Genomic DNA, 21,255 nt, shown 5'->3' with positions numbered 1-21,255 from the left:
CCTCCTCGGCTCGGCATGCCGACCAGTTCCACGATCACCTCACCCCGCGGTGATGAACCAGACGACAAGGTCATCAACTCGGTGCTGGACCGAACCCGGGAGCTTGTCGGGGGCGACCCCTGACATGGCTCGAACGACGGTGTTCGCCGCACGGCGAGGCCGTCGGCGCAGCGGAGAGAACCGGCATCGGCAACGCGAAGTGACGCCCTCTCGGTATTTCGGGGTTCGGCCGGTCCCCGACCTCCTACTGTCGGTGTCATGGCGGCGTTCGGTGAACTGATGGACCGCTTCGACGCCGACCCGGGGCGGCGTCGTGAGCAGTTCGCCGAACTGTGCCGGTGGTTTCTGACAAATGCCCCGGTCTACGCGCACCAGCTTCGCCGGGTGTGGCTGTGGAAGGACTGGCCCGGCCGGTACGCGGGTGAGACCGTGATCGATCTCGTCGCCGAGGACCGCCGCGGCCACCTGTGGGCGATCACGGCCACGCCACGTGACACCGCCGCGTGGATCACCCAACGCGACGCGCAGGCCTTCCTGGCCGCCGCGGGGCGAGCACCGTTCGCGTTCGGCCTGTTGATCGCGACGACCGACCTGATCGGGCGCACCGCCCAGCACACGATCGAGACTGCGCGGAAGCCGGCGGGACTGGTACTACTCAGTGACCTCGACGCCGCGGACCTTGACTGGCCGGTCTCCCCCGCCGTGGTGCGTGCCCGGCGATGGCCCCCACAACGCCCCCGGCCTCATCAACGCGACGCGATCAGCGCGGTGGTGACCGGCTTCGCTCGGGCCGACCGGGGGCAGCTGATCATGGCCCGCGGGACCGGTCGGACGCTGACCACGTTGTTCCTCCACGACACACTCGGGGCCGAACGCACGCTGGTGCTGGTGCCGTCGCTGTCGTGGTTGGCGCACACGCTGCGGGTGTGGACGGCCAACACCCCGGTGGACTTCGACTTCCTCCCGGTGTGCACCGGCGGGACGGGCCCCGAACCCGATGCGGTAATGGAGAACACGAGCGATCTGGGATTGCCGGTGACCGTCGACCCCGGGCAGATCGCGACGTTTCTGCGCCGCCGATCCGGGCGGCGGGTGGTGTTTGCCACCCACCAGGGTGCTCCCGCGATCGCCGAGGCGTTCCGGCCGGGCCGGGTGCCCGCCTTCGACCTGGTCATCGCCGTCGAAGCCTCGTGTGGTGCCGGGCGGGACGGTCTCGCCACCCTCCGGACACCGGAGGCCATCCGCGCGCGCCGCCGACTGTTCCTGACCGGCAGCGACCGCGACAGTCCGGGCCGGGTCCCGCCGGCGGCGACCGAGACCGCGACCGCTGCCGCTGCCGCCGTCACGAATGACGACGTTGCGTTCGGGCCGGTGTTCCACCGGCTCGGGATCGCCGAGGCGATCGAGGCGAACCTGCTCACCGATTACCGGGTGGTCGTCGCCGGAATCGACGACCGCACCTGCCGTCAGTGGGCGGCGCGGTCCGGCCGGTCCATCACCACCGCCGAGGGGGCCGATGCGCGCCGGTGGGTCGGGTACCTCGCTCTGGCCGCGGCGATGCACCGTCACGATCTGCACCGGACGATCACCGTCCACTCCTCGGTCGGTCGGGCCCGGGAGTTCGCCCGTACGCTGCCCGAGGTGATCGCGGGGACGCCGGTGCGCCGGCGGCCCACCGGCCGGGTGTGGTCCGATCACGTATCCGGGCAGATGCCCACCGGGCAGCGTCGTGACCGCGGGCACCACCTGGCCCGTCTCGGCCCGGGCGACCGGGGGGTCCTCGCCCACGCGGGCTGCCTCACCGACGGCGCCGGCGTACTGGACTGCGACAGTGTGGCTTTCCTCGACCCACCCGGGTCCGGGGACGACCTTCTGCGGGCCGTCGACCATGCCCTGCGACCGGGGACCGGCAAGACCGTCGGCACGATCGTGATTCCGGTCTTCCTCGACACCGACACAGATCCCGCGACCGCCGTCGGCGGGGCGGCATTAGAGCCGGTGTGGGAGGTGATCCGGGTGTTGCGCTCACACGACGAGCAACTCGGGGCGCACCTCGACGAACTCCGACGCCGGGTCGGTCGGTGCCCTCGACGACGCCCACCGCTGCCCCCGAGGATCCGTCTCGACCTGCCGGCGGGGGCGGGCGTCGAGTTCGCCCACGCGTTCGCGGTGCGGCTGCTCGAGCAGACCACCGCCGACTGGGAGTACTGGTTCGGGCTGGTGGAACGGTTCGTCGAACACCACGGCCATGCCCGCGTCCCGGTGTCCTGCACGGTCGATGGTGACAGGCTCGGTGCGTGGGTCAACCGGCAACGCACCCAGCACACCCACGGCGTGTTGGACGCCGACCGGGCACGCCGACTCCAGAACTTGCCGGGCTGGACCTGGGAGCCGCACGCCGACCTGTGGGAGCAGGGCTACCGCCGATTGGTGGAGTTCGTCGAACACCACGGTCACGCCCGAGTCCCGACCAACTCCGGGGACCGCATCGGGGCCTGGGTCAGCCAGCAACGCCGCACCCACGCCCACGGCGCGTTGGACGCCGACCGGGCACGCCGACTCCAGAACTTGCCGCGCTGGACCTGGGAGCCGCACGCGGATCTGTGGGAGCAGGGCTACCGCCGACTGGTGGAGTTCGTCGAACAGAACGGTCACGCCCGAGTCCCGCCGTCCTACATGGTCGACGGCTACTGGCTCGGGTCGTGGGTCGCCACACAACGCGCGCACCAGGTGAAAGGCGCTCTGGACCCGGACCGGGGACAGCGACTGCACAACCTGCCCGGCTGGACGATCGATCCCGCCGCGGATCTGTGGGAGGAGGGCTACCACCGACTGGTGGACTTCGTCGAACACCACGGGCACGCCCGCGTCCCCTATTCCTACACGGCCGATGGGCACGGGCTCGGGGTGTGGGTCACCGCGCAACGCGCACACCACGTGAAAGGCACTCTGGACCCGGACCGGGGACAGCGACTGCAGACCCTGCCCGGCTGGACGTGGGACCCTTTCGCCGATCAGTGGGAGGAGGGCTACCGCCGACTCTCCGACTTCGTCGCACAGCACGGTCACTGCCGGGTCCCGAGGTCCTACACGATCGAGGGATACCGGCTCGGTGCCTGGGTCAACAAGCAACGCACCAGGCGCACGGCCGGAACCCTCGCCGCCGACCGCGAACACCGACTCCAGGCCGTGCCCGGCTGGACATGGACCTCATCCCGACCCAGCCACTCGTGACCGCTGACGCTGACCTGCATCTGTGTTACCCGTGCACGTGGTGCTTCCGGACCCGTCAGAGCTCGCCGCCGCGATCATTCCTCTGCCTTAGTGGAATCCGACGACCCGTTGGCGGATGGTCAACGGGCGGGTTTCGTGGTGCGCGATCTCGGCACACAGGCTGGTGGCATAACTGGCACGTGTGCCCGACCGTATTTGGCAACAGCAACGGATCGGTCAACGTGGTCGGTTATTCCTCCATCCTTCTCGCGTCGCTCCGCGATGCGGTGCTTGCACGGCGTGGTGGCACCCCACGAGCTGTCGGAGGACTATCGGGGTCATGGGCAGACACCGGTGGCCGGCGCAGCCACCACCGACCATCGGCGGCAGACGGGTGCACGGCCCCAAGGTTCTCGCCGACCTGCGCTGCGTGCGGCTTCAGCTCTCGGAGATCATCGCCTACCCCGCCGGGATGCAGATACGCTTGGCGCTGACTGCCACCGATATCTGCGCCGAGATCGCTCGCCACGAAACCCGCGCCCTGACCAACCGCGACGACTTCTCCGCCCAGTGGTCATATCTGACCGTGACCATCGGAGTCGACGACCTCTCCGGTGAGGCAGACCCGTATTACCCGCTGACCACGAACACCGGGGTGGGAAAGGGCATGGAATACCGCACCGTGCCCCGGTACTGGATGAACACCCTCCCCACCTCCGGGACCATCACGGCAGTCGAGGGACGGAACCGCGAAAAGTGGCGCTAAGGAGTTACCGCAGATAGCAGCACACTATATGCGGTAACCTCTGAGTCATCCTCGCTCGATACCTCTTTCGCGCCGAGGCGACTCGGGAAACTATCTGCGGTAGCAAGTGGAGGTCCGGTAGATGGGGCGGGTTCGGATGCTTCCGACGGCGGCGGGCGGTGTTCGCCTCGCCGACGCGGTCAAGGTGTACCTCGCCGCGATCACTGTGCAGAACACGCGCGAGACCTACGCGGCGGCGCTGGACCGGTTGGTCAACGACTTCGGCGCCGATACGAATGTGGCGCTACTGGGCCAGGAGCCTGACCGGGTGAGTGGCTGGTTCACCTTCGTGTGGGGCGGCAAGGCCGCGAAGACGTTGAACATCCGGTTGACCGCGCTCGCGTCGGCGTGCGTCTACTGGCGTGAGCAGGGATGGCTGTCCGGTGATCCGTTGGTGCGTCTGCGTGCGCGGCCCGCGCCGCCGGACACGAGCAAGGCATTGAGCAAGGACCGGGTCGCCGAAATCTTGGGATCGGATGCGGCGCTGCGGGAGCGGGTGTTGTGGCACTTGTTGTACGAATCCTCGGCGCGAGCCGAGGAGGTGCTGATGCTCGATGTGCCCGACCTGGACGCGGCGAATCGGTGCGCGGTGGTCACCCGCAAGGGCGGTGCGCGCGATGTCATCGCCTGGCAGACCGGTACCGCCCGGCTGTTACCGCGCCTCTTGGCCGGACGTCGCACAGGACCGGTGTTCCTGACCGACCGCCGGGCCAAGCCGTCGGTCGCGCTCGTCGACGTCGACCCGACCACCGGCCGGGCCCGATTGTCGTATCGTCGCGCGGCCGAGCTGTTCGAGACCCACACCACCGAGCTCGACGACGGGCCGTACACACTGCATCAGCTTCGGCACTCGCGGCTCACCCACGCGGCCGAGGACGGGGCGTCGACACCGATACTGATGAAGCTGTCCGGGCATACCTCGGTGCGGTCGCTGGCGAAGTACGCGCGGATTTCCGACGAAGGACTCGTGAAGTGGCAGGCCGAGAACGACCCCGCCGCCCGCAGGCGGCCGGATCGCCGATGACAGACCACACCCCCCACCTATTCGTCGTCGGCGTTGTCGGGGTCGCGCAGTGGCCGGTGGGTGCCGCCGAGGTCGGGCAGGTGGAAGGCGTAGTGGCCGTCGATGCCGATGTGGCCGCGCACGAACGCCGACAGCCTCGCCACGTCGGCATCGAGCACCGGATAGCCCTGGGCGCGTAGCTGATCCAGCGCCCGGTCCAGGTAGATGGTGTTCCACAGCACCACGCAGTTCAGCACCAGCCCGAGTGCGGAGAGCTGGTCCTCCATGCCTTCGTAGTAGGCGCGGTTGATCTCCCCCTTCTTCCCATGGAAGATGCGCCGCGCCAGGTCGTGGCGTCCTTCCACGAGATTCTTCTGGCCATGGCCCTCGCGCCGGTACGGTTCGTCGTCGGCCAACCGCAGGATGTGGATGGTCTTGAAGATCCGCCCGAAGTGGGCGATGGCGTGGCCGAGCGGGGTCGGGTTGCCGTCGCGTGAAATCATGCGGGTGACCTCGTGCGCGGACACCACATAGGAATGCAGCGACACCGCGATCCGGCACATGTCCTCCCAATGTCGGGCGATCCGGTCGGTATCGATCTTGCCGCGGGCGGCGCGGTCGAGCGGGCCGTAGTCGGCGCTGCCGTCGATGCGCCACAGCCGCTGATCGGGCAGGTTCGCAAGCTCCGGCCGGTACTGGCGGCCGAGCAGGTGCAGCAGCCCGAACACGATGTCGGAGTAGGAACCGGTATCGGTGATGATCACTTCGGGCACCCTCCCGCCCTGCTGACTGAGCACCACATCGACGGTGTGCAGCGAATCGCGGGGCGTGCCTCTCAGCACCTGAGCCGACAGGCCGGCGGACTGGTCGTTGAGCATGTTCAACCAGGTGATGCCGCGTTTACGGCCGAAGTATTTCGGGTTCGGGCGGGCGTGGTGTGTGCGGACCGGAACCACGAACCGCATTCCGTCCACCGAGGCCACCAACCCACCGCCCCACGCCTGGGCCAACCCGATCTCGGACTGGGCCTGCACCAGGACGGTGTTCGCGGCGGCCAGGGTGTCGAACCGGACGTAGTTCTGGTCGACGTGGTGCAGCCGGTCACGGGTCAACGCCTCCACGCCCGGACTGGTCACCGGACCGAAGCCGACATTCATGGCGTACGCGCACAGCACCGCGGCGACCGACAACCCCAAATCCGCGACGCGGGCGTCGTTTCCGGACACATGGGTGAACGCCTCGATAAAACCTGGATGCCACGACATCACCTCGAGCACCAGCTCGGGCAGATCGATCTTCGGCATCATCCGCTCCACCCGGCGTCGCAGATCGATCAGCGACGGCGGGTCCGGGACCGCGACCAGCGCGGCGACATGCAGCTTTCCTTCGTCATCGACGGTGGCCGGGGTGTCGGAGTCCAGCCGGGAGACGACCTCGCGGTACATCTCGTCCAACCTGGTCGCGTGCTCCCCGAGCAGCGGCCCCGGCAGCGCCGGCAGATCCAGGGCGTTCATGCCCGCATCGCGGGCCTGCTCCCACACCTCGCCCGAGAGCAGGTGCGCCCGAGGGTCACGCCACCTCAACGACGTGACAGCGAAGATGTTGCGGTGCTTGAGGTGTCGATGGAACTGCTCCAGGACACACAGGGTGTACGCGGCTCTGTCCACCGTTTCCGGTGGGCGGCCTTCCCGGTAGACCAGCCGGGACCAGCCGCCGGTGATCAGGTCGTGGTCGACCAGGCGGGCATCCAGATACGTCGCGGGCAGCTTCGATTTCGTCGTCAGCAGATCGGCGAGGGTTTTCATCGCCTTCAGCACCGGGGCACCGTCGGCGGTGGCGCCGAACTCGATGGTCCGCATCATCAGCGGCAGGAACGGTCGCACCGTGGCCAGTCGCCCGGCCAACTCCTCCAAACGCTGCCCGTTCAGCTCGGCGTCATTGGCCGGGACCAGCTCGTCGATCACCGCGACCGCGGCGCGCAGCTCGCTCTTGGTGACCGCGTTCTCGATCAGATCCCATACCATCTCCAAGCTGATGTCCGGGTTCACCTCGCTCATCTCCAGCAGCACCGTCACCGCGGCCGCGAGCTTGCCGGCGTTGCGCGACACCCGCGGATACCGGCGTAGCTTCTCGTCCTTGGATTCGCGTTCGGCCTTGGACAACAACTCTGTGGTCATCACCAGGTCGAACAACTCCAAGGCGTCGTCGATCGCCCGCGCAGACAACGCCGACACGGTCGCGACCAGCACCGCCAGGCGGTGCTCACGCGACATCCGCCGCAACAGGGTCGTCTTGCCCGCGATGCCGTGCGTCGCCAGCCCCAGCAGCCGGCGCGGCGGGACCGCCGACACGTCCAGCGATCCGGCCCCCACCGCGACCAGGTCCGCCACCCGGTTCAGCGCGGCGACCATGCCCTTCGACGACGTGCGGAACAGACCCTTCCGCAGCCGATCCAGCTCGTTGACCCGCTGTTTCCCCGTGTCGGGCACGTCCAGCATTCGAAGTAACGCACCCGAGGTTTGCGCAGGCAACGGACCCGCCAACTGCTGCCACAACCGCTGATCAGCGACCCTACGGCCGTCGGCGACCAGCCGCTCCAACGTCGTGACACCCGGTAACAGCGCCTGCCGCGCACGCAGCCACGCCACCGCGCCGGAGAAGATCGCCTTCGGACCCTCACCGGTCATCCACGCTTGATCGGCGATCCACGCCGTCAGCTCGGACTCCACCTCGGAGAAGGCGAGGAGTCCGTACTCCTGCTGGATCTCACGGGCATGCTCGAACCTGGTCTCGCGCCGGTCGGTGTAGCGCTTCACACACGACGGGTCATCGATGTCGAGCTGCTCCGCGAGATAGTCCACCAGCTCCGGTGGCACATCGAGCGGGTCCGGCAGAAACATGCCCAGATGGCGAACCGTCACCACCTGCACTGCGAAACCCAACCGGTTGTAGTCCCGACGCCGCGCCGCGACAAGCCGACGGTCCTCGTCGTCCAGGTGGAAGAACCGTTCCAACTCCACCCGCGAATACGCACCGAACCGGCCGTAGCCACCCTCATCGATCACAACGCCATGCAATCACCTACCCGGCAAGGATTGCTCTGGATTCGCTTAACGCCACTTTCTCAAGGCTGTCCCTCCACTGCCGAATGGGTGCAGGAGCACATCGGGGCGTGGGCGCAACGGAAGGTTCTGCGGTCCCAGGGCGCCAGCGGGGGCTGCGGTGGTGCCCGTGGTGGGATCTGCACCCCGAGGCGATCACCCGACTCGAGGCGCTACGCAAGTCCTGGACCGGGTTCGTCAAACTCAAAGACCCCACGGCAATGACGATCTACTACCGCGACTTCTTCGACCGCAGGATGGAGGCGCTGATGAACGAGACGGGACCATTTCATGCGTGCAGCCCCATGGCACTCCCAACCCCCGTGTTCTTCGAAACTAGGCCGGTACCGCCGGGCTATGCACGAATCTCACGGTCCCCGCCTCACGAGGTGAGCGTGCGGTCCTTGACCACCCCGGCCTCGACGAGGGTCCACGAGCCGTGGCAGATCACCCCGACCGGCTTGTCCGAACCGGCGAAGTCGCGCACGAACCTTACGGCTGCGGGGTCGATGCGCAGCTTGTCCGGGTTCACGGTGCCCCCGGGAAGCAGCAACGCGTCGTAGTCGTCGACCGACGCGCCGGAGACCGCCCGGTCGACGGTGAAGGTGCCGGCCGAGTCGAGGTCGTTGTTGCGGGCCTGGATCTCCCCGGTCCTCGGTGAGAGCAGCTCGGTCACCCCGCCGGCAGTGTGCACCGCCTCGCGAGGTTGCTCGAGTTCCACCCGTTCGACGCCGTCCGCCGCCAGGATCGCGACCCGCTTGCCGTTCAGTTCAGTTGCCATTTCTCTTCTCCTTCGGTTCGAGTGGTGGCCCGGACCGAAGGCCACGTGTTCCGGTATGAGTCGACGCGGTGTCCGGGCCCACCGAATCCACCATCGGCACTCGAGCAGACCGAGCTCAGGGATGGAGTACCACCTTGGTCCAGCCGTCGTCGCGGGCGTCGAAGTGCTGATAGCCGGACGTGGCCTCGGCGAGTGGCAGTTCGTGGGAGACGATCCAGGACGGCTTGGCCCGGCCCTCATGGATCAGGTCGCGAAGTTGCCGGTTGTAGTGCTTGATGTTGGCCTGCCCGGTCCCGATCTTCTGGCCCTTGAACCAGAACTTGCCCATATCGAAGGCGATTTCACCGTTTTGCTGCAGTTTGTCTGCCGCCTTCGGGTCCTGCGGCAGGAAGATCCCCACCACCCCGATGTGGCCGGTGAAACGCACCGAATCGACGAGCCGATTCATCGTCATCGCCGAGTCCTCGTGCCCCTGCGGGTCGTGCGCCTGATAGCCGACGCACTCACAACCTTTGTCTGGCACCCTGCCCGCGGGTCTGTTCCAGGACCTGCTCGATCGGGTTCCGGCGACGCCGCGCCGCGACAAGCCGACGGTCCTCGTCGTCCAGGTGGAAGAACCGTTCCAACTCCACTCGCGAATACGCACCGAACCGGCCGTAGCCGCCCTCATCGATCACAACGCCATGCAATCACCTACCCGGCAAGGATTGCTCTGGATTCGCTTAACGCCACTTCTCTCAAGGCTGTCCCTCCACTGCCTTAGCGCGACGCAACCTCGAGCTTCGCGTCGAGATCAGCGAACTCGAGGAACAGATCCGCACACTTGCCGCCATCGCCGCACCTCAACTCCTCGAGGTGTTCGGGATCGGCCCGGACAGCGCCGCCCGGTTCCTCATGACCGCAGGGGACAACCCCGACCGCTTGCGCAGCGAGGCGGCATTCGCCGCCCTCTGCGGGTCGAACCCGATCCCTGCGTCCTCGGGCAAGACCAACCGTCACCGGCTCAACCGGGGCGGCGACCGGCAGGCCAACGCAGCCTTGCATCGAGTCGCCGTGGTCCGCCTGCGCTGGCACGAACCGACCCGGGCCTACATGACTCGTCGACTCGCCGAGGGCAAGACCAAAGCCGAGGTCGTCCGATGCCTCAAGCGCTACATTGCCCGCGAAATCTACAGTGTCCTCTGCCCGCGGGACACCACCGCGAACACCGGCACAGGGCTCGCTCAGGCCGCTTGACATCTATAGGAGCATCAACCCGGCAGCCTCGAGCAGGTAGAACCAGATCCGTCAGTAGTCCGAAGTCGATTCCACGGTGACCTTCTCGATCCCCTCGCCCAGCAGATCGGCCAGCTCACTCACCGCGCCGGTGGTGGCGTCCACGTCCCACACGCGGCTGACCCGCCGACCACTATTACTCGGCTGCGGCGCCCGGATACACAGCTTGCCCGACGCCTTGGCCACATCGATCGCGCACACCCGTTCGATCACCAGCTCGTGATCGGCGTCGGGGATCTCTTCCGGTTTCGGCTTCACTTCCCTTGTCCTCCATCCGCATCCGCACTCTCCAACAGGGCGGGGCGCCTGAGGGCCTCGGTCAAGGGAACCGAAATTCTGACCGGCGTGCTCGAAGCAACAGTGCGTGACCCTTCCAGGTCGGGCCCCGGCGCCAGGCTCATCAACGGGCTCAATAGCCAAGAAGACGTCGGCGTCGGCAGGCGACCCGATCCCATTTTCACGCCTGCGAGGCGTCCCGGAACGGAACTGGGGGCTCATCTCAGAAACCGCGACCGGTGGCAGGTTCTGGTGCATTCGAGGTGGGTCCATTACCAGCGGCTCACCCACAGCGTTGTTTTGCACCGGTCGGCCCAGCTAATCGGCTCTACCGGTATCGCCAGCACATCTCAGGGGGCGGGCGGCGATCCTCCGAAACGGATGGTGTCCGCCGTCAATTCCTCTCAATCGGAAGATGTGGACCCTCCCATTAGGGAGATGTGCGGCGAACCACGGCACAGCACGATTGAGACGTGGCCCACTCCGGCGGCGAACGCTGAAACGCGAGGGGTCCGAATCAACGACAGCGATCCCGGTGCGGCCGGGACGACAACATCTCACCAGAGGGAGAGATTCATGGGATGGCTCGATGGACGTAGTGCGCTCGTCACAGGTGGCGCGTCCGGGATCGGCCGCGCCGTCGTCGAGCGTTTTCTGGCGGAAGGAGCACGTGTCGCTGTCCTTGATGCTTCCGCAGAGAACATCGCGGCATTGCGGAAAGACTTGCCGGACGTCGTGGTGACCGAAGGCGACGTCTCCTCGTTCGAAGACAATGAGCGAGCGGTGGCGGCGACGGTAGCGGCTCACGGCGGGCTCAACACATTCGTCGGGAACGCTGGAATCTTTGACTATTTCGCCCCGGTGGCGACCACTCCGGGTGCAACTCTGTCGGGCTCGTTCGACGAGATCTTCTCGGTCAACGTCAAAGGCTATCTGCTGGGCGTAAAGGCATCTCTTCCGGCGCTGCTGGAGAGTTCCTCCCCGTCGATCGTCTTCACGCTGTCCAATGGGGCTTTTCTGCCGGCCGGTGGTGGATCTGTTTACACGGCTTCGAAGCATGCCGCCGTCGGCCTGATCCGTCAGTTGGCTTACGAGCTGGCTCCCCGCGTCCGGGTGAACGGTGTCGCTCCCGGCGGGACGTTGACCGATCTTCGTGGCGCGAGCGCTCTGGGTCAGGCCGAGACTTCCCTTCGCGATGCGGCGAACTTCCCGGATCTCGTCCGAGCGACGAACCCGCTCGGGATCGTCCAGCAGCCCGCGGACCACACCGGCTCGTATGTCTTGCTGGCGTCGCCGGAGAACGCAGCGGCGATCAGCGGCGTGGTTATCAATAGCGACGGCGGAATGCAGGTCCGCGGGTTGGTGCAGGCAGCGGGAGGGGCGGATCTCTGATGGAAACAACCAAGGAAGGAATGCGGTAGATGGTCAAGTCATTGGCGTATATGGGAGTCACCTCGCCTGCGCTGGCCGAGTGGGAGAGCTTCGGCCCGGAGGTGCTGGGGCTCGAGGCTCGCCTCAGCGAGAACGAAGATGTCCTGCAGCTCAGGATGGACGACCGGCACCATCGGCTCGCGATCCACCGGGGCGAGCGCAACGCATTGCTCTACCTCGGCTGGGATGCAGGCGACGAGGATTCGCTGGGTACCTGCTTCGAGGTCCTGCAGCGCAGCGGCGTCACGAGCCGCTGGGGCACCGAGGAGGAGTGCTGGGAACGACAAGTCTTGTCCATGGTGGTGGCCGAGGACCCGAGTGGGATCAGGCACGAGCTCGTCTCGGGTCAGAAGGTGGAACCGAAGTCCTTTCGGCCCGGTCGCGCGATTTCCGAATTCGTCACTGGCGAGCAAGGCATGGGTCACGTAGTGCTCGCTGTGCCGGATCTCAAAGCGGCGCACGGGTTCTACACCGATGGCTTCGGATTCAAGAAGAGCGACGAGATCTCCACGTTCATCGACCTCGTCTTCTACCACTGCAACCCGCGCCACCACAGCGTGGCGCTTACTCAGATTCCCGGTGTGCGCGGGCTGCACCACTTGATGCTCGAGGTGGCCGACATCGATGACGTCGGCTTGGCCTACGACCTGTGTATGGAGCGTTCCATCCCCATCTCGATGATGCTCGGTCGCCACGTGAACGATCAGATGGTTTCGTTCTACGTTCGGTCGCCCTCCGGCTTCGACATCGAATACGGGTGGGGTGCAATTCCTGTCGGTGCCAATTGGTCTGTGTCGCAGTACGACCGGACGAGTATCTGGGGACACAAGATGATCGCTAAAACGCCCCCTGGCGCCTTCGAGGCAGTAGCACCCTGACTCAACACCCTGATGCGCTAATGGCTCACAACATGAGGAGTTATCTTGCCAGTGCAGTTTCTTACCGATGACTGGGCGATCGCATTGACCGTCGCCGCAAACAAACATGAAGCCTTCAAGAAGGAAGCCGCCGGGCAGCATGCCCATCTTCGAGCTCACGGTCGCGGATAGTCCGGCCGCCGACGTGTACCACATGGCGTTCTCCGGTGACTCGTTCGCCGGCCGTCTCGGTGCTCCGACGGAATCTGCGGACATCAAAGCGGCACTTGACTATTCCACGAATGTGACGATGTCGCGAGGTGCGCTCAACGGTCAGGCGGCCGCGATGACCGGGCGTATGCAGGTGAGCGGGGACATGGAAAAGATGATGTCGCTCGGGAAAGCGCTCGATCTCCTGTCAAGCGTTGAAAAAGACATCGACATCACGTATTTGACCAACAAATCCGTCGAAAGGACTCTCCGCCATGACAGTTGATTCGCGCATCAACGACCTCATCGACGCGGTTCAGTACGACAAGGGCCTGATCAACCGCTCGATCTTCGTGGACCGAGATGTCTACGAGCTCGAGCTCGAGCGCCTCTTCGCCAATACCTGGCTGTTTCTCGGGCACGTGAGCCAGGTCGCCGAACCGGGCGACTTTATCACCACGTACATGGGTGAAGATTCCGTTATCGTCTCCCGCGGTCACGACGGACGCGTGCGGGCACTGCTGAACTCCTGCCGACACCGCGGTATGCGGGTCTGTCGTTCCGACGAAGGAAACACGAGCTTCTTCAAGTGCCCCTACCACGCGTGGACCTACTCCAGCGCCGGTGAGCTCGAGGGCGTTCCGAAGTTCCGGCTGGGCTACGCCGGTGTCCTCGACAAGAAAGAGTGGGGTCTTCGCGAGGTCACCCGGGTCGAGGAGTACCGGGGGTTCCTCTTCGGCAACTGGGCGCCGGAGGGCCCGTCGCTGGACGAGTGGCTCGGCGAATTGAAGACATACTTCGACTTGCTCTTCGCGCGAGACCCCGCCGGTGTGGAGGTGGTCCCCGGCGCACACCGCTGGACCGTCGACACGAACTGGAAGATCGCCGCCGAGAACTTCGCCGCCGACATGTACCACGTCGAACACTCGCACGCACGCCCGGCCGAGCTCGGACTCATGCAGGCGGTGCCCGACCAGGGCTATCAGATCTCGGCGGGAATGGGCTTCATCGGCCATGCATTCACCAGGCCGGTCTCGGAAGACGTCGGCGGAGAGGAACCCCTGCACTCCTACTGGACGTTGCCCAACATCCAGACCGAGTTCCTGGCGGAGCAGCGCAAGCGAATCGCCGAAGAGAAGGGCGCGGAGCTTGCGCGGCTCATCCCGCTCGGCCACGGTGCCCTGTTCCCGACCTTCGCGTGGCTGGACCTCGAGCAGTTCCGCCTGATGCGGGTACACCACCCGCAGGGCCCCGACCGGACGTTGATCCATCAGTGGTGCGTACTCGACAAGAGCCTGCCCGAAGACGTCAAAGATGCGGTCCGGAAACAGTACGAGCTCACCTTCGGCCCGGCCGGGTTGCTGGAGCAGGACGACGGCGAGAACTGGCGGGAGTGCCAGAACGGCATGCGCGGGTTCATCGGTCGGCAGCTGGACAGCAACATGATGCTGGGCCTCGGCTCCGACAGAACCGCGGCGGAGGTCGTCGGGGACGACGACGTTCCGGGTATCGCGGGCGGCATCTATTCGGAGATCAATCAGCGCCGGTTCTACGAGCTCTGGAAGACGTACATGCAGGCGGCGTCGCCCGAGTCGATCTCAAAGATTCCCCCGACTCGCATCTGATGGCCCGTCCAAGCTCCTCTGACAACGAGATTTGGTGATCGCAATGACATTACTTGACGAAACGCCCCCCGGAAGCCTCGCAATCCTTTCCCTCGACGTCGCGCAGTTCTACTACCACGAGGCACGGCTTCTCGATGAACGCCGATACGACGAGTGGATCGGACTGTTCACCAGCGAGAGCACCTACTGGGCGCCGGTGCGGGTGACGCGCGAGGGGGAGCCCGACCGCATGAAGCCGGGTGAACTCGCGCTCTTCGACGACGACTACGGAACGTTGGAGCTGCGCGTCGCGAGCCTGTCGGCCAAGAGCGCCTGGGCGGAGATCCCCCCGTCGCGGACTCGCCGCCTCATCACGAATGTGACCGCGACCGAGTCCGAGGTCGAGGGCCAGGTGTTCGCAACCTCCAACTTTCTGACGTTTCGCTCGCGCCTGGAGGCCACCGAGCACACGTTCGTCGGGATGCGGGAGGACATCTTGGTGCGAGATGGCGCGTCCTGGCACATCCTGGAGCGCAAAATTCTCCTGGATCACAACACGTTCACCTCCGACAACATCAGCGTTCTGTTCTGATGGCGGCTCGGCAGAGAGGCAGTGGTGTCGCGCCGGATAAGTACCGAGATCCGGATCTGCTCATCGAGAACGAATACGCCGGTGTGCGGGTTGTGCGGGACTCCACCGCCAACGGGTCACGCCTGCGGGTCACGTCGCTGCGGTCGGACCGAGAGACGTTCCTCGATCCGGTGGCGCTGGACCTACTTTGTCATGCGCGCCAAGAGTTCTGGGTCCTGCTAGCGGACGCGGCGCGCGATCCGGAGGCCTGGCGGACCCTGCGCCTCGAGTTCCGAAACCACTTCCAAACGTAAGCATTCCGCTCGCGAATTTTGTCGATACGAAGGAGAAATCATGCACGCCCTGCTGAACGAGGACTGGATCAAGCACTACGCCGAGGTGTGGAAGGGCAACACGACGGCCATCGAAGGGACGAAGGGCATCGACATGATCGTGCAGATGTCCGTGTCGGATCGCGATCGGGCGCCCGTTCACATCCACGTCAACGGCGACGGGCTCATCGATTACGCCGGACCGCAGATTCCCGGCAAGGACCCAAAGTTCAATCTTGCAGCTCCAGCGGAGACCTGGAGGAAAGTCGCCGCGAAAGAGATGGGCGTGCGGCGAGCTGTGACCGGGCCGATCAAGTTCAAGGGCAGCCTCGCGTCGGCGCTCAAGCACTTCGCAGGATTGGAAGCGGCCCTGCATCAGTTCGCCGATGTGCCGACGGACTGGGAAGCGTGAGCGGGCACTCCGCGGGGCCGATTGTCGTGGACCAACCGTTGGCGGACGGCTCGGGGAACTCGACCGAGATCGCCCGCTGTCGACTGGCCCAGCTGCGCAGCGGTGACGGGGTCTCGGTCCCGAGTGCGGCAGGTCCGATCGCGATCTTCGAAGTGGAGGGCGAGATTCTTGCCGTGCAGGACACCTGTACGCATGAGGACGCTTCGCTCGCCGACGGGTTTCTCGACGGCCATGTCATCGAGTGTCCGCTCCACGGTGGTCAGTTCGATATCCGATCGGGTTTGCCGGTGTGCCTGCCGGCGCAACTCCCGCTTCGCCGCTTCGAGACCCGTTCCGACGGCGAATTCGTGTACATCACAACATGATTGGTATAGGTATGTCGCGCTCCATGACGTCGCATCGGGTCGGTGCGGCGCGCAGGCCGGCTCGTCCCCGTACAAGGTGGTCGCGTGATGAGTGCAGCTGAGGTCGTCGTGATCGTCGGCGCGGGTCTGGCTGGTGCGCGGGCGGCGGAGACGCTGCGCGGAAACGGTTTCGCGGGCTCGATCGTGATGTTCGGCGACGAGCCGACAGCCCCGTACCACCGCCCGCCGCTGTCGAAGTCCCTCCTGGTGGACGAGCCGGAGATGTCCACCCTGCTGGTCCATCCTGAGGGCTGGTACCACGATCACGATGTGGAGCTGCGGCTCGGCCGAAAGATCGCCCGCGTCGACGTGTCGAGCCGACGGCTGCAGGATGTGCTGGGCCATTCTCACCGCTTCGACAAGTTGATCCTGACCACCGGGGCTGCGGCACGCACATTCGAGGGGTCTCGGAGTGACGCACAGTCCCGCGTGCTCGTGCTCCGCACGCTTTCTGATGCGGCTCGGTTGCGTACGCAGCTGGCCACGGCGCAGTCGGTTGTCGTCGTCGGGGGCGGCTTCATCGGGGCCGAGGTTGCGTCCGGCGCGGTGGGTCTCGGCCACTCCGTGACCATTCTCGAGACCGCTGAAGGTCCTTTCCTGAGGTCCTTGGGTGGCGCTGCCTCGAAGATCCTGTCGAGCTTCTACCGAAGTGAGGGGATCGTCCTGGTGACGTCGGTGAATATCGCGAGCGTGTGTGAGTCCGAGGACAGCGTGACTGTCACCGCGACCGATGGGCGGCGGTGGGATGCTGATCTCGTCGTGATGGGCATCGGCGCCGTACCGGCAGACGAGCTCGCTGCAGACAGCGGGCTCTCGACCGGAAACGGAGTGCAGGTCGACGCGCACGGGCGTACGACCGTCCCGTTCGTCTTCGCTGCCGGCGATGTCGCGAACAGGTTCGAACCCACCCTGGGGCGCCACATCCGCCCCGAACACTGGCAGAACGCGCAGAACCACGCGGTAGCGGTCGCCCGTAACGTCCTCGGCGCAAACGAGGCCTTCTCGGAGGTCCCGTGGTTCTGGTCCGACCAATTTTCGGTGAACCTGCAGATGGCGGGCGTGCCGTATGCCGTGGATGAGGTGGTCGTGCGGGGAGTGCCGGACGACCGCCGATTCTCGATCTTCTACCTGAGCCGGTCGAGGGTGGTGGCGGCATTCAGCATGGACAACGCGCGCGACATAGGTGTCGCCAAACGCATGATCGGTCGCCGCATCGCGGTCGACGCTGCTGCGCTCGCGGACGAAGGCACCGATTTGAAATCGCTGTTGCGAGTCCGCTAAGAGCAAGTTTTCGCATCCTCGAAGAGAAGGGAATGAAATGATGGGCGATACGCATATCGGGCCTACGAACCTGGCATCGCGGACCGTGGCGGTCCAGGGAACGAAACTGCACTTCCACGAGGCGGGTGTCGGAGAGACGCTCGTTCTGCTCCACGGGGGAGGCCCCGGGGCATCGGGCTGGAGCAACTTCGGCGGTAACGTGGCCGCGCTGGCCGAGCAATTCCACGTCGTCGTTCCGGATCAGCCAGGATACGGGCTGGCGGACAAGCCCGAATTCGATGGGGACTATTGGACTTTCGCCGCTCGGTGCATTGCCGACCTTCTCTCTTCCCTCGGCGTGGAGAAGGCCCACTTCGTCGGCAACTCCATGGGTGGTGGAACGACGGTGCGGCTTGCACTGGACCGCCCCGACTGTATCGATCGCATGATCCTGATGGGGCCAGCCGGCGTCTCCGTGAACGTTGTCACGCCGCACCCGAGCGAAGGACTGAAGATCCTGTCGTCCTTCTACGATGCGCCCGGACCGTCTCGTGATCGCATGGCAGCTTTCATTCGCATGATGGTCTTCGACCCGGCCATGGTTACGGACGAACTGATCACCGAGCGACTCGAGGCAGCAATGGATCCGGACGCTCGGGCCGGAGCGCTCCGCGCGGTCAGGTCGATCATGTCCTCGCCCGACGCCGAGTTGTGGCGGCATCTGCACGAGGTGCAGCACGAAACCCTGCTGGTCTGGGGTCGTGACGACCGTGTGGTTCCGATGGATGGCGGCCTGTTTGCTCTGCAGCGCATGCCGAATGCGGATCTCCACGTGTTCTCGCGATGCGGCCACTGGGCGCAGGCAGAGCGCCGGGACGAGTTCAACCGGCTGGCAATCGACTTCTTCACCAGGTGAAAGCTGTTCGTCGGCTCGGTCGACTCACGGTGAATAGCGTTGGCGCGCCCTCGGCGACGCCTCTCCAGGCGAGTCCCGCGCAGGGGCCGCATGACACATCGTCAATCCCTGCCTTTTGAAAGGCACTACCCATGACAACTGTTGAAACCGCCACGTACGGCGTCACTCTGTACGACGGGGAGGACGCGAATGGCCTCGCCAACATCGTCGGGATGCTACTCGAGATCGTCGACAGTCGAATAGCGGGTTGGGACATCACACTCGGTGACACCATCGCCGACAACGCCTCGTGCGGCCTTTACGTGCTCGGCGACGTCCAGCCGCGCCAATCGCTACCTGACCTGACCACGATCACCATGACCATGACCGAAAACGGAACACTCGCCTCGCGCGGCGTCGGGGCAGACTGCCTGGGCAGCCCCTGTGTCAACGGCCATCGTGATGTCCCCGCTCTTGGCCAGGTGAAAGTCCCCGCCTCGTGGGGTGTTCGGGGTTGGGATCAGGGGCGTTCACCTCGTTCGTGTCGGGCTTGGCGCATCCGGTAGGACTCACCGTCGGTGAGCACGACGGTGGCGTGGTGCAAGAGCCGGTCGAGGATGCCGGCGGCGGTGGTGTGCTCGGGCAGGAACCGGCCCCACTGCTCGAACGGCCAGTGCGAGGCGACCGCCAGCGAACGCCGTTCGTAGGCGCCGGCGACGAGTCGGAACAGCAACTGGGTGCCGGTGTCGTCGAGTGGCGCGAACCCGACCTCGTCGACGATGATCAGATCCGCCCGCAACAGCGTGTCGATGGTCTTGCCGACGGTGTTGTCGGCCAGGCCGCGGTAGAGGGTTTCGACGAGGTCGGCGGCGGTGAAATAGCGGACCTTGTGCCCGGCGTGCACGGCCGCGATCCCCAACCCGATCAGGGTGTGGGATTTTCCGGTCCCCGGTGGGCCCACCAGCGCCAGATTGGCGTGGGCACGAACCCATTCCAAACCGATCAGATAGTCGAATGTGGCTGGTGGGATGGAGGACTCGGCGACGATGAAACTGTCGAGGGTCTTGGCGACGGGGAACGCGGCCGCTTTGAGCCGGGCGGCGATGTTGGAGGCGTCGCGGGCGGCCAACTCCGCTTCGATCAGGGTGCGCAGCACCTCCTCCGGAGTCCAGCGTTGGATCTTGGCGGTCTGCAGGACCTCGGCGGCCGTGCGGCGGACGGTGGCGAGTTTGAGTCGGCGCAGACCGGCGTCGAGGTCGGCGGGCAACGCCGCGACCGCCGGCGGAACGGCGGTGCTCGAACTGCTCATCGCGCGGTCTCCTCTCGGGTGACGGCGTAGGCGTCGAGAGATCGGGTCGGGGCGGTCGGCAGGTCCAGCACCAGCGCCTCACCGCCGGGGCGGGGTTGGGGAACCCCGGCGCCGGCGTCGAGGATGGACCGGACGTCGTCGGCGCGGAACCGCCGGAACGCCACCGCCCGGGTCAGGGCGGCGAGCAGGGCATCGGTGCCGTGCGCGGCCTGCAGATCCAGGAGCACCGCGAGTTCGGCGGGCAGGCGGGTGTTGGCGGCCGCGGCGGCACCGACGAGGAACTGTTCGGCGACCGGACCGAGTGCGCAGAATCGTTTCTCGACTTCAGTTTTCGGTCGCGGACCACGACTGGGAGCCTGTCGTGGGGTCGGGTAGTGCTCGTCGAGGATCGACGCGGTGCCCGGGGCGGTGAGCGCGTGATCGGCGGCGACCTCCCCTGTGGCGGGGTCGGCGATCAGCAGTCGCCCCTCGCCGGCGGTGACGGTGACGGTGGTCCCGATCAGGCGGGTCGGCACCGAATAGCGGGCCGAGCCGAAGCGGATGCAGGAGAGCTTGTCGACCTTGCGGGTCACCGGCGGCGGCCCGATCTGCAGGCGCAGCGACGGCAGCGGCCCGAGCACGGCCTGTTCCTCGCGCAGTCGCTGGGCGGGGACCGCGTCGATCTCGGTGTGCACCCGGGTGTTGACCTCGATGCACCAGGCCTTCGCGGCGGCGTTCGCGGCGGCCAGGTTCACCGGTCGGCCGGACAGGTCGGCGTCGGTGAGCAGCGGGACGACCAGGTCGCGTTGGGCGTAGCCGACGAGGTGTTCGACGACGCCCTTCGACTCGGGGTCGGCGGCGTGGCAGAAGTCGGGACGGAACCCGTAGTGGGTGGCCATCCGCACGTAGTCCGGGGTCGGGACCACCACGTTCGCCACGACTGCGCCTTTGAGGCAGGCCATCCGGTCGGCCAGGACCTTGGTGGGCACCCCGCCGATCGCGGCGAGGGCCTCGGCGATCAACGTCAAGGTGGTGGCGGCGCGTTCGTCGGTGGCGAAGGCGACGAACCGCCACCGTGAATACGCCAGCACCGCGCAGAACAGGTGCAGACCGGCACCGAGGGTGGCCCAGTCGATGACCAGGTATTCACCCGGTGTCCACACGGCGGGACGGCGGCCGCGGTGATTGTTCTTGCGCCACTTGGTTCTCTCGTCGGCGACGAGGCGGCGGAAGTTGCGGTCCGAACCGGTGTATCCGGCGGCCGCGGCGATGGGGAGCAGGCGTTTGGCGGAGATTCTGCCTCGGGACGAGGCGATGCGTTCTGCCACGATCTCGGTGACGGTGTCGTAGTTGCGGGGGCGGGGTTGCCGTGGGGGCGGGGTGTCGCCGGCTTCGAATCGTTCGATGACACGGCGGACGGTTTTGTGGGTGGTGCCGCACATCTCGGCGGCGCCTCGGTAGGTGCCGACCTCGCGGTAGGCGGAAATGATGTCCATGCGGTCCTTCGCAGACTTCAATGGAACTCCCTGGGCGGTGA

16 protein-coding genes and 6 pseudogenes are annotated in these 21,255 nt (G+C 66.1%); 16 read left to right on the top strand and 6 right to left on the bottom strand.

The window, feature by feature from the left end:
• Window positions 1-258 precede the first annotated feature (258 nt).
• The 3 genes from GFS60_RS32490 to GFS60_RS32480 all read left to right on the top strand — a co-directional run bounded on the left by GFS60_RS32490 (window position 259) and on the right by GFS60_RS32480 (window position 5,042).
• Complete coding sequence (locus tag GFS60_RS32490) at window positions 259-3,234, top strand: DEAD/DEAH box helicase (protein WP_159928390.1); 2,976 nt, start codon at window positions 259-261, stop codon at window positions 3,232-3,234.
• A 319-nt stretch (window positions 3,235-3,553) separates the two neighbouring features.
• Entirely contained in the window at window positions 3,554-3,979 is a 426-nt protein-coding gene (locus tag GFS60_RS32485; protein ID WP_159928388.1) for a hypothetical protein, read from the top strand.
• Between the two features lie 121 nt (window positions 3,980-4,100).
• On the top strand, window positions 4,101-5,042 hold the full coding sequence (locus tag GFS60_RS32480; protein ID WP_236603609.1) for a tyrosine-type recombinase/integrase: 942 nt from the start codon (window positions 4,101-4,103) through the stop codon (window positions 5,040-5,042).
• Between the two features lie 17 nt (window positions 5,043-5,059).
• On the opposite strand, the gene GFS60_RS32475 is transcribed toward GFS60_RS32480, so the two are convergent.
• Window positions 5,060-8,086 (bottom strand): Tn3 family transposase, encoded by a 3,027-nt coding sequence (locus GFS60_RS32475; protein ID WP_159928386.1) that lies wholly within the window; start codon window positions 8,084-8,086, stop codon window positions 5,060-5,062.
• 83 nt (window positions 8,087-8,169) lie between these two features.
• On the opposite strand from GFS60_RS32475, the pseudogene GFS60_RS32470 reads away from it, so the two are divergent.
• Window positions 8,170-8,370: pseudogene (locus GFS60_RS32470) on the top strand (DUF4913 domain-containing protein); the annotation flags it as partial.
• Window positions 8,371-8,507: 137 nt separating this feature from the next.
• Here GFS60_RS32470 and GFS60_RS32465 read toward each other — a convergent pair.
• Both GFS60_RS32465 and GFS60_RS32460 read right to left on the bottom strand, forming a co-directional pair.
• Window positions 8,508-8,903: pseudogene (locus tag GFS60_RS32465) on the bottom strand (DJ-1/PfpI family protein); the annotation flags it as partial.
• A gap of 115 nt (window positions 8,904-9,018) precedes the next feature.
• A pseudogene (locus GFS60_RS32460) lies at window positions 9,019-9,466 on the bottom strand (aldehyde dehydrogenase); the annotation flags it as partial.
• A gap of 193 nt (window positions 9,467-9,659) precedes the next feature.
• Between GFS60_RS32460 and GFS60_RS32455 the strand changes: the two are divergent.
• Window positions 9,660-10,139: pseudogene (locus GFS60_RS32455) on the top strand (transposase); the annotation flags it as partial.
• A 54-nt stretch (window positions 10,140-10,193) separates the two neighbouring features.
• On the opposite strand, the pseudogene GFS60_RS32450 reads toward GFS60_RS32455, so the two are convergent.
• A pseudogene (locus GFS60_RS32450) lies at window positions 10,194-10,436 on the bottom strand (IS110 family transposase); the annotation flags it as partial.
• 87 nt (window positions 10,437-10,523) lie between these two features.
• Here GFS60_RS32450 and hcaB point away from each other — a divergent pair.
• The 11 genes and pseudogenes from hcaB to GFS60_RS40450 all read left to right on the top strand — a co-directional run.
• Window positions 10,524-11,846, top strand: a complete 1,323-nt coding sequence (gene hcaB, locus GFS60_RS40165) for a 3-(cis-5,6-dihydroxycyclohexa-1,3-dien-1-yl)propanoate dehydrogenase (RefSeq protein WP_328799843.1) — start codon at window positions 10,524-10,526, stop codon at window positions 11,844-11,846.
• A 29-nt stretch (window positions 11,847-11,875) separates the two neighbouring features.
• Window positions 11,876-12,763 (top strand): VOC family protein, encoded by an 888-nt coding sequence (locus GFS60_RS32440; RefSeq protein WP_054805881.1) that lies wholly within the window; start codon window positions 11,876-11,878, stop codon window positions 12,761-12,763.
• A gap of 139 nt (window positions 12,764-12,902) precedes the next feature.
• Window positions 12,903-13,238, top strand: a complete 336-nt coding sequence (locus tag GFS60_RS32435; RefSeq protein WP_236603608.1) for an SCP2 sterol-binding domain-containing protein — start codon at window positions 12,903-12,905, stop codon at window positions 13,236-13,238.
• Entirely contained in the window at window positions 13,228-14,577 is a 1,350-nt protein-coding gene (locus GFS60_RS32430) for an aromatic ring-hydroxylating oxygenase subunit alpha (protein WP_019288891.1), read from the top strand. The genes GFS60_RS32435 and GFS60_RS32430 overlap by 11 nt, the downstream gene beginning before the upstream one ends.
• A gap of 43 nt (window positions 14,578-14,620) precedes the next feature.
• Window positions 14,621-15,148, top strand: coding sequence for an aromatic-ring-hydroxylating dioxygenase subunit beta (locus tag GFS60_RS32425; protein WP_054713360.1), 528 nt, complete (start codon window positions 14,621-14,623; stop codon window positions 15,146-15,148).
• Window positions 15,148-15,441, top strand: coding sequence for a hypothetical protein (locus GFS60_RS32420; RefSeq protein ID WP_019288893.1), 294 nt, complete (start codon window positions 15,148-15,150; stop codon window positions 15,439-15,441). Before GFS60_RS32425 ends, GFS60_RS32420 begins: the two co-directional genes overlap by 1 nt.
• A 40-nt stretch (window positions 15,442-15,481) precedes the next feature.
• Window positions 15,482-15,871, top strand: coding sequence for an SCP2 sterol-binding domain-containing protein (locus GFS60_RS32415; protein ID WP_159928382.1), 390 nt, complete (start codon window positions 15,482-15,484; stop codon window positions 15,869-15,871).
• On the top strand, window positions 15,868-16,236 hold the full coding sequence (locus GFS60_RS32410) for a non-heme iron oxygenase ferredoxin subunit (protein ID WP_236603607.1): 369 nt from the start codon (window positions 15,868-15,870) through the stop codon (window positions 16,234-16,236). Before GFS60_RS32415 ends, GFS60_RS32410 begins: the two co-directional genes overlap by 4 nt.
• 87 nt (window positions 16,237-16,323) lie before the next feature.
• A complete protein-coding gene (locus tag GFS60_RS32405) occupies window positions 16,324-17,556 on the top strand; it encodes an NAD(P)/FAD-dependent oxidoreductase (RefSeq protein WP_159928380.1) in 1,233 nt (410 codons plus the stop codon).
• 40 nt (window positions 17,557-17,596) lie between these two features.
• Window positions 17,597-18,451 carry an alpha/beta fold hydrolase gene (locus GFS60_RS32400; protein ID WP_050993454.1) on the top strand — a complete coding sequence of 285 codons (855 nt, stop codon included), beginning with the start codon at window positions 17,597-17,599 and terminating at the stop codon, window positions 18,449-18,451.
• Window positions 18,452-18,669: 218 nt separating this feature from the next.
• Window positions 18,670-18,873: pseudogene (locus GFS60_RS40450) on the top strand (2-keto-4-pentenoate hydratase); the annotation flags it as partial.
• Window positions 18,874-18,950: 77 nt separating this feature from the next.
• On the opposite strand, the gene istB reads toward GFS60_RS40450, so the two are convergent.
• Both istB and istA read right to left on the bottom strand, forming a co-directional pair.
• Window positions 18,951-19,739 carry an IS21-like element helper ATPase IstB gene (gene istB / locus GFS60_RS32390; RefSeq protein ID WP_159928378.1) on the bottom strand — a complete coding sequence of 263 codons (789 nt, stop codon included), beginning with the start codon at window positions 19,737-19,739 and terminating at the stop codon, window positions 18,951-18,953.
• Window positions 19,736-21,235: an IS21 family transposase gene (gene istA / locus GFS60_RS32385; RefSeq protein ID WP_159928376.1), complete on the bottom strand. Its 1,500-nt coding sequence runs from the start codon at window positions 21,233-21,235 to the stop codon at window positions 19,736-19,738. Before istA ends, istB begins: the two co-directional genes overlap by 4 nt.
• Between the last annotated feature and the right edge of the window lie 20 nt (window positions 21,236-21,255).

It is taken from the genome of Rhodococcus sp. WAY2, assembly GCF_009859915.1.
Lineage (GTDB): Bacteria > Actinomycetota > Actinomycetes > Mycobacteriales > Mycobacteriaceae > Rhodococcus_F > Rhodococcus_F oxybenzonivorans.
Note: the sequence above shows the minus strand (reverse complement) of the source record. Positions and strands in the feature narration are given on the sequence as shown.

What these genes read in the sequence shown, in the direction of transcription:
- GFS60_RS32430 (WP_019288891.1), top strand. Translation starts at nt 13,228, where the DNA reads ATGACAGTTGATTCGCGCATCAACGACCTCATCGACGCGGTTCAGTAC.
- GFS60_RS32485 (WP_159928388.1), top strand. Translation starts at nt 3,554, where the DNA reads ATGGGCAGACACCGGTGGCCGGCGCAGCCACCACCGACCATCGGCGGC.
- GFS60_RS32440 (WP_054805881.1), top strand. Translation starts at nt 11,876, where the DNA reads ATGGTCAAGTCATTGGCGTATATGGGAGTCACCTCGCCTGCGCTGGCC.
- GFS60_RS32425 (WP_054713360.1), top strand. Translation starts at nt 14,621, where the DNA reads ATGACATTACTTGACGAAACGCCCCCCGGAAGCCTCGCAATCCTTTCC.
- GFS60_RS32435 (WP_236603608.1), top strand. Translation starts at nt 12,903, where the DNA reads ATGCCCATCTTCGAGCTCACGGTCGCGGATAGTCCGGCCGCCGACGTG.
- GFS60_RS32400 (WP_050993454.1), top strand. Translation starts at nt 17,597, where the DNA reads ATGGGCGATACGCATATCGGGCCTACGAACCTGGCATCGCGGACCGTG.
- GFS60_RS32490 (WP_159928390.1), top strand. Translation starts at nt 259, where the DNA reads ATGGCGGCGTTCGGTGAACTGATGGACCGCTTCGACGCCGACCCGGGG.
- GFS60_RS32415 (WP_159928382.1), top strand. Translation starts at nt 15,482, where the DNA reads ATGCACGCCCTGCTGAACGAGGACTGGATCAAGCACTACGCCGAGGTG.
- GFS60_RS32405 (WP_159928380.1), top strand. Translation starts at nt 16,324, where the DNA reads ATGAGTGCAGCTGAGGTCGTCGTGATCGTCGGCGCGGGTCTGGCTGGT.
- istB (WP_159928378.1), bottom strand. Translation starts at nt 19,739, where the DNA reads ATGAGCAGTTCGAGCACCGCCGTTCCGCCGGCGGTCGCGGCGTTGCCC.
- GFS60_RS32480 (WP_236603609.1), top strand. Translation starts at nt 4,101, where the DNA reads ATGGGGCGGGTTCGGATGCTTCCGACGGCGGCGGGCGGTGTTCGCCTC.
- GFS60_RS32420 (WP_019288893.1), top strand. Translation starts at nt 15,148, where the DNA reads ATGGCGGCTCGGCAGAGAGGCAGTGGTGTCGCGCCGGATAAGTACCGA.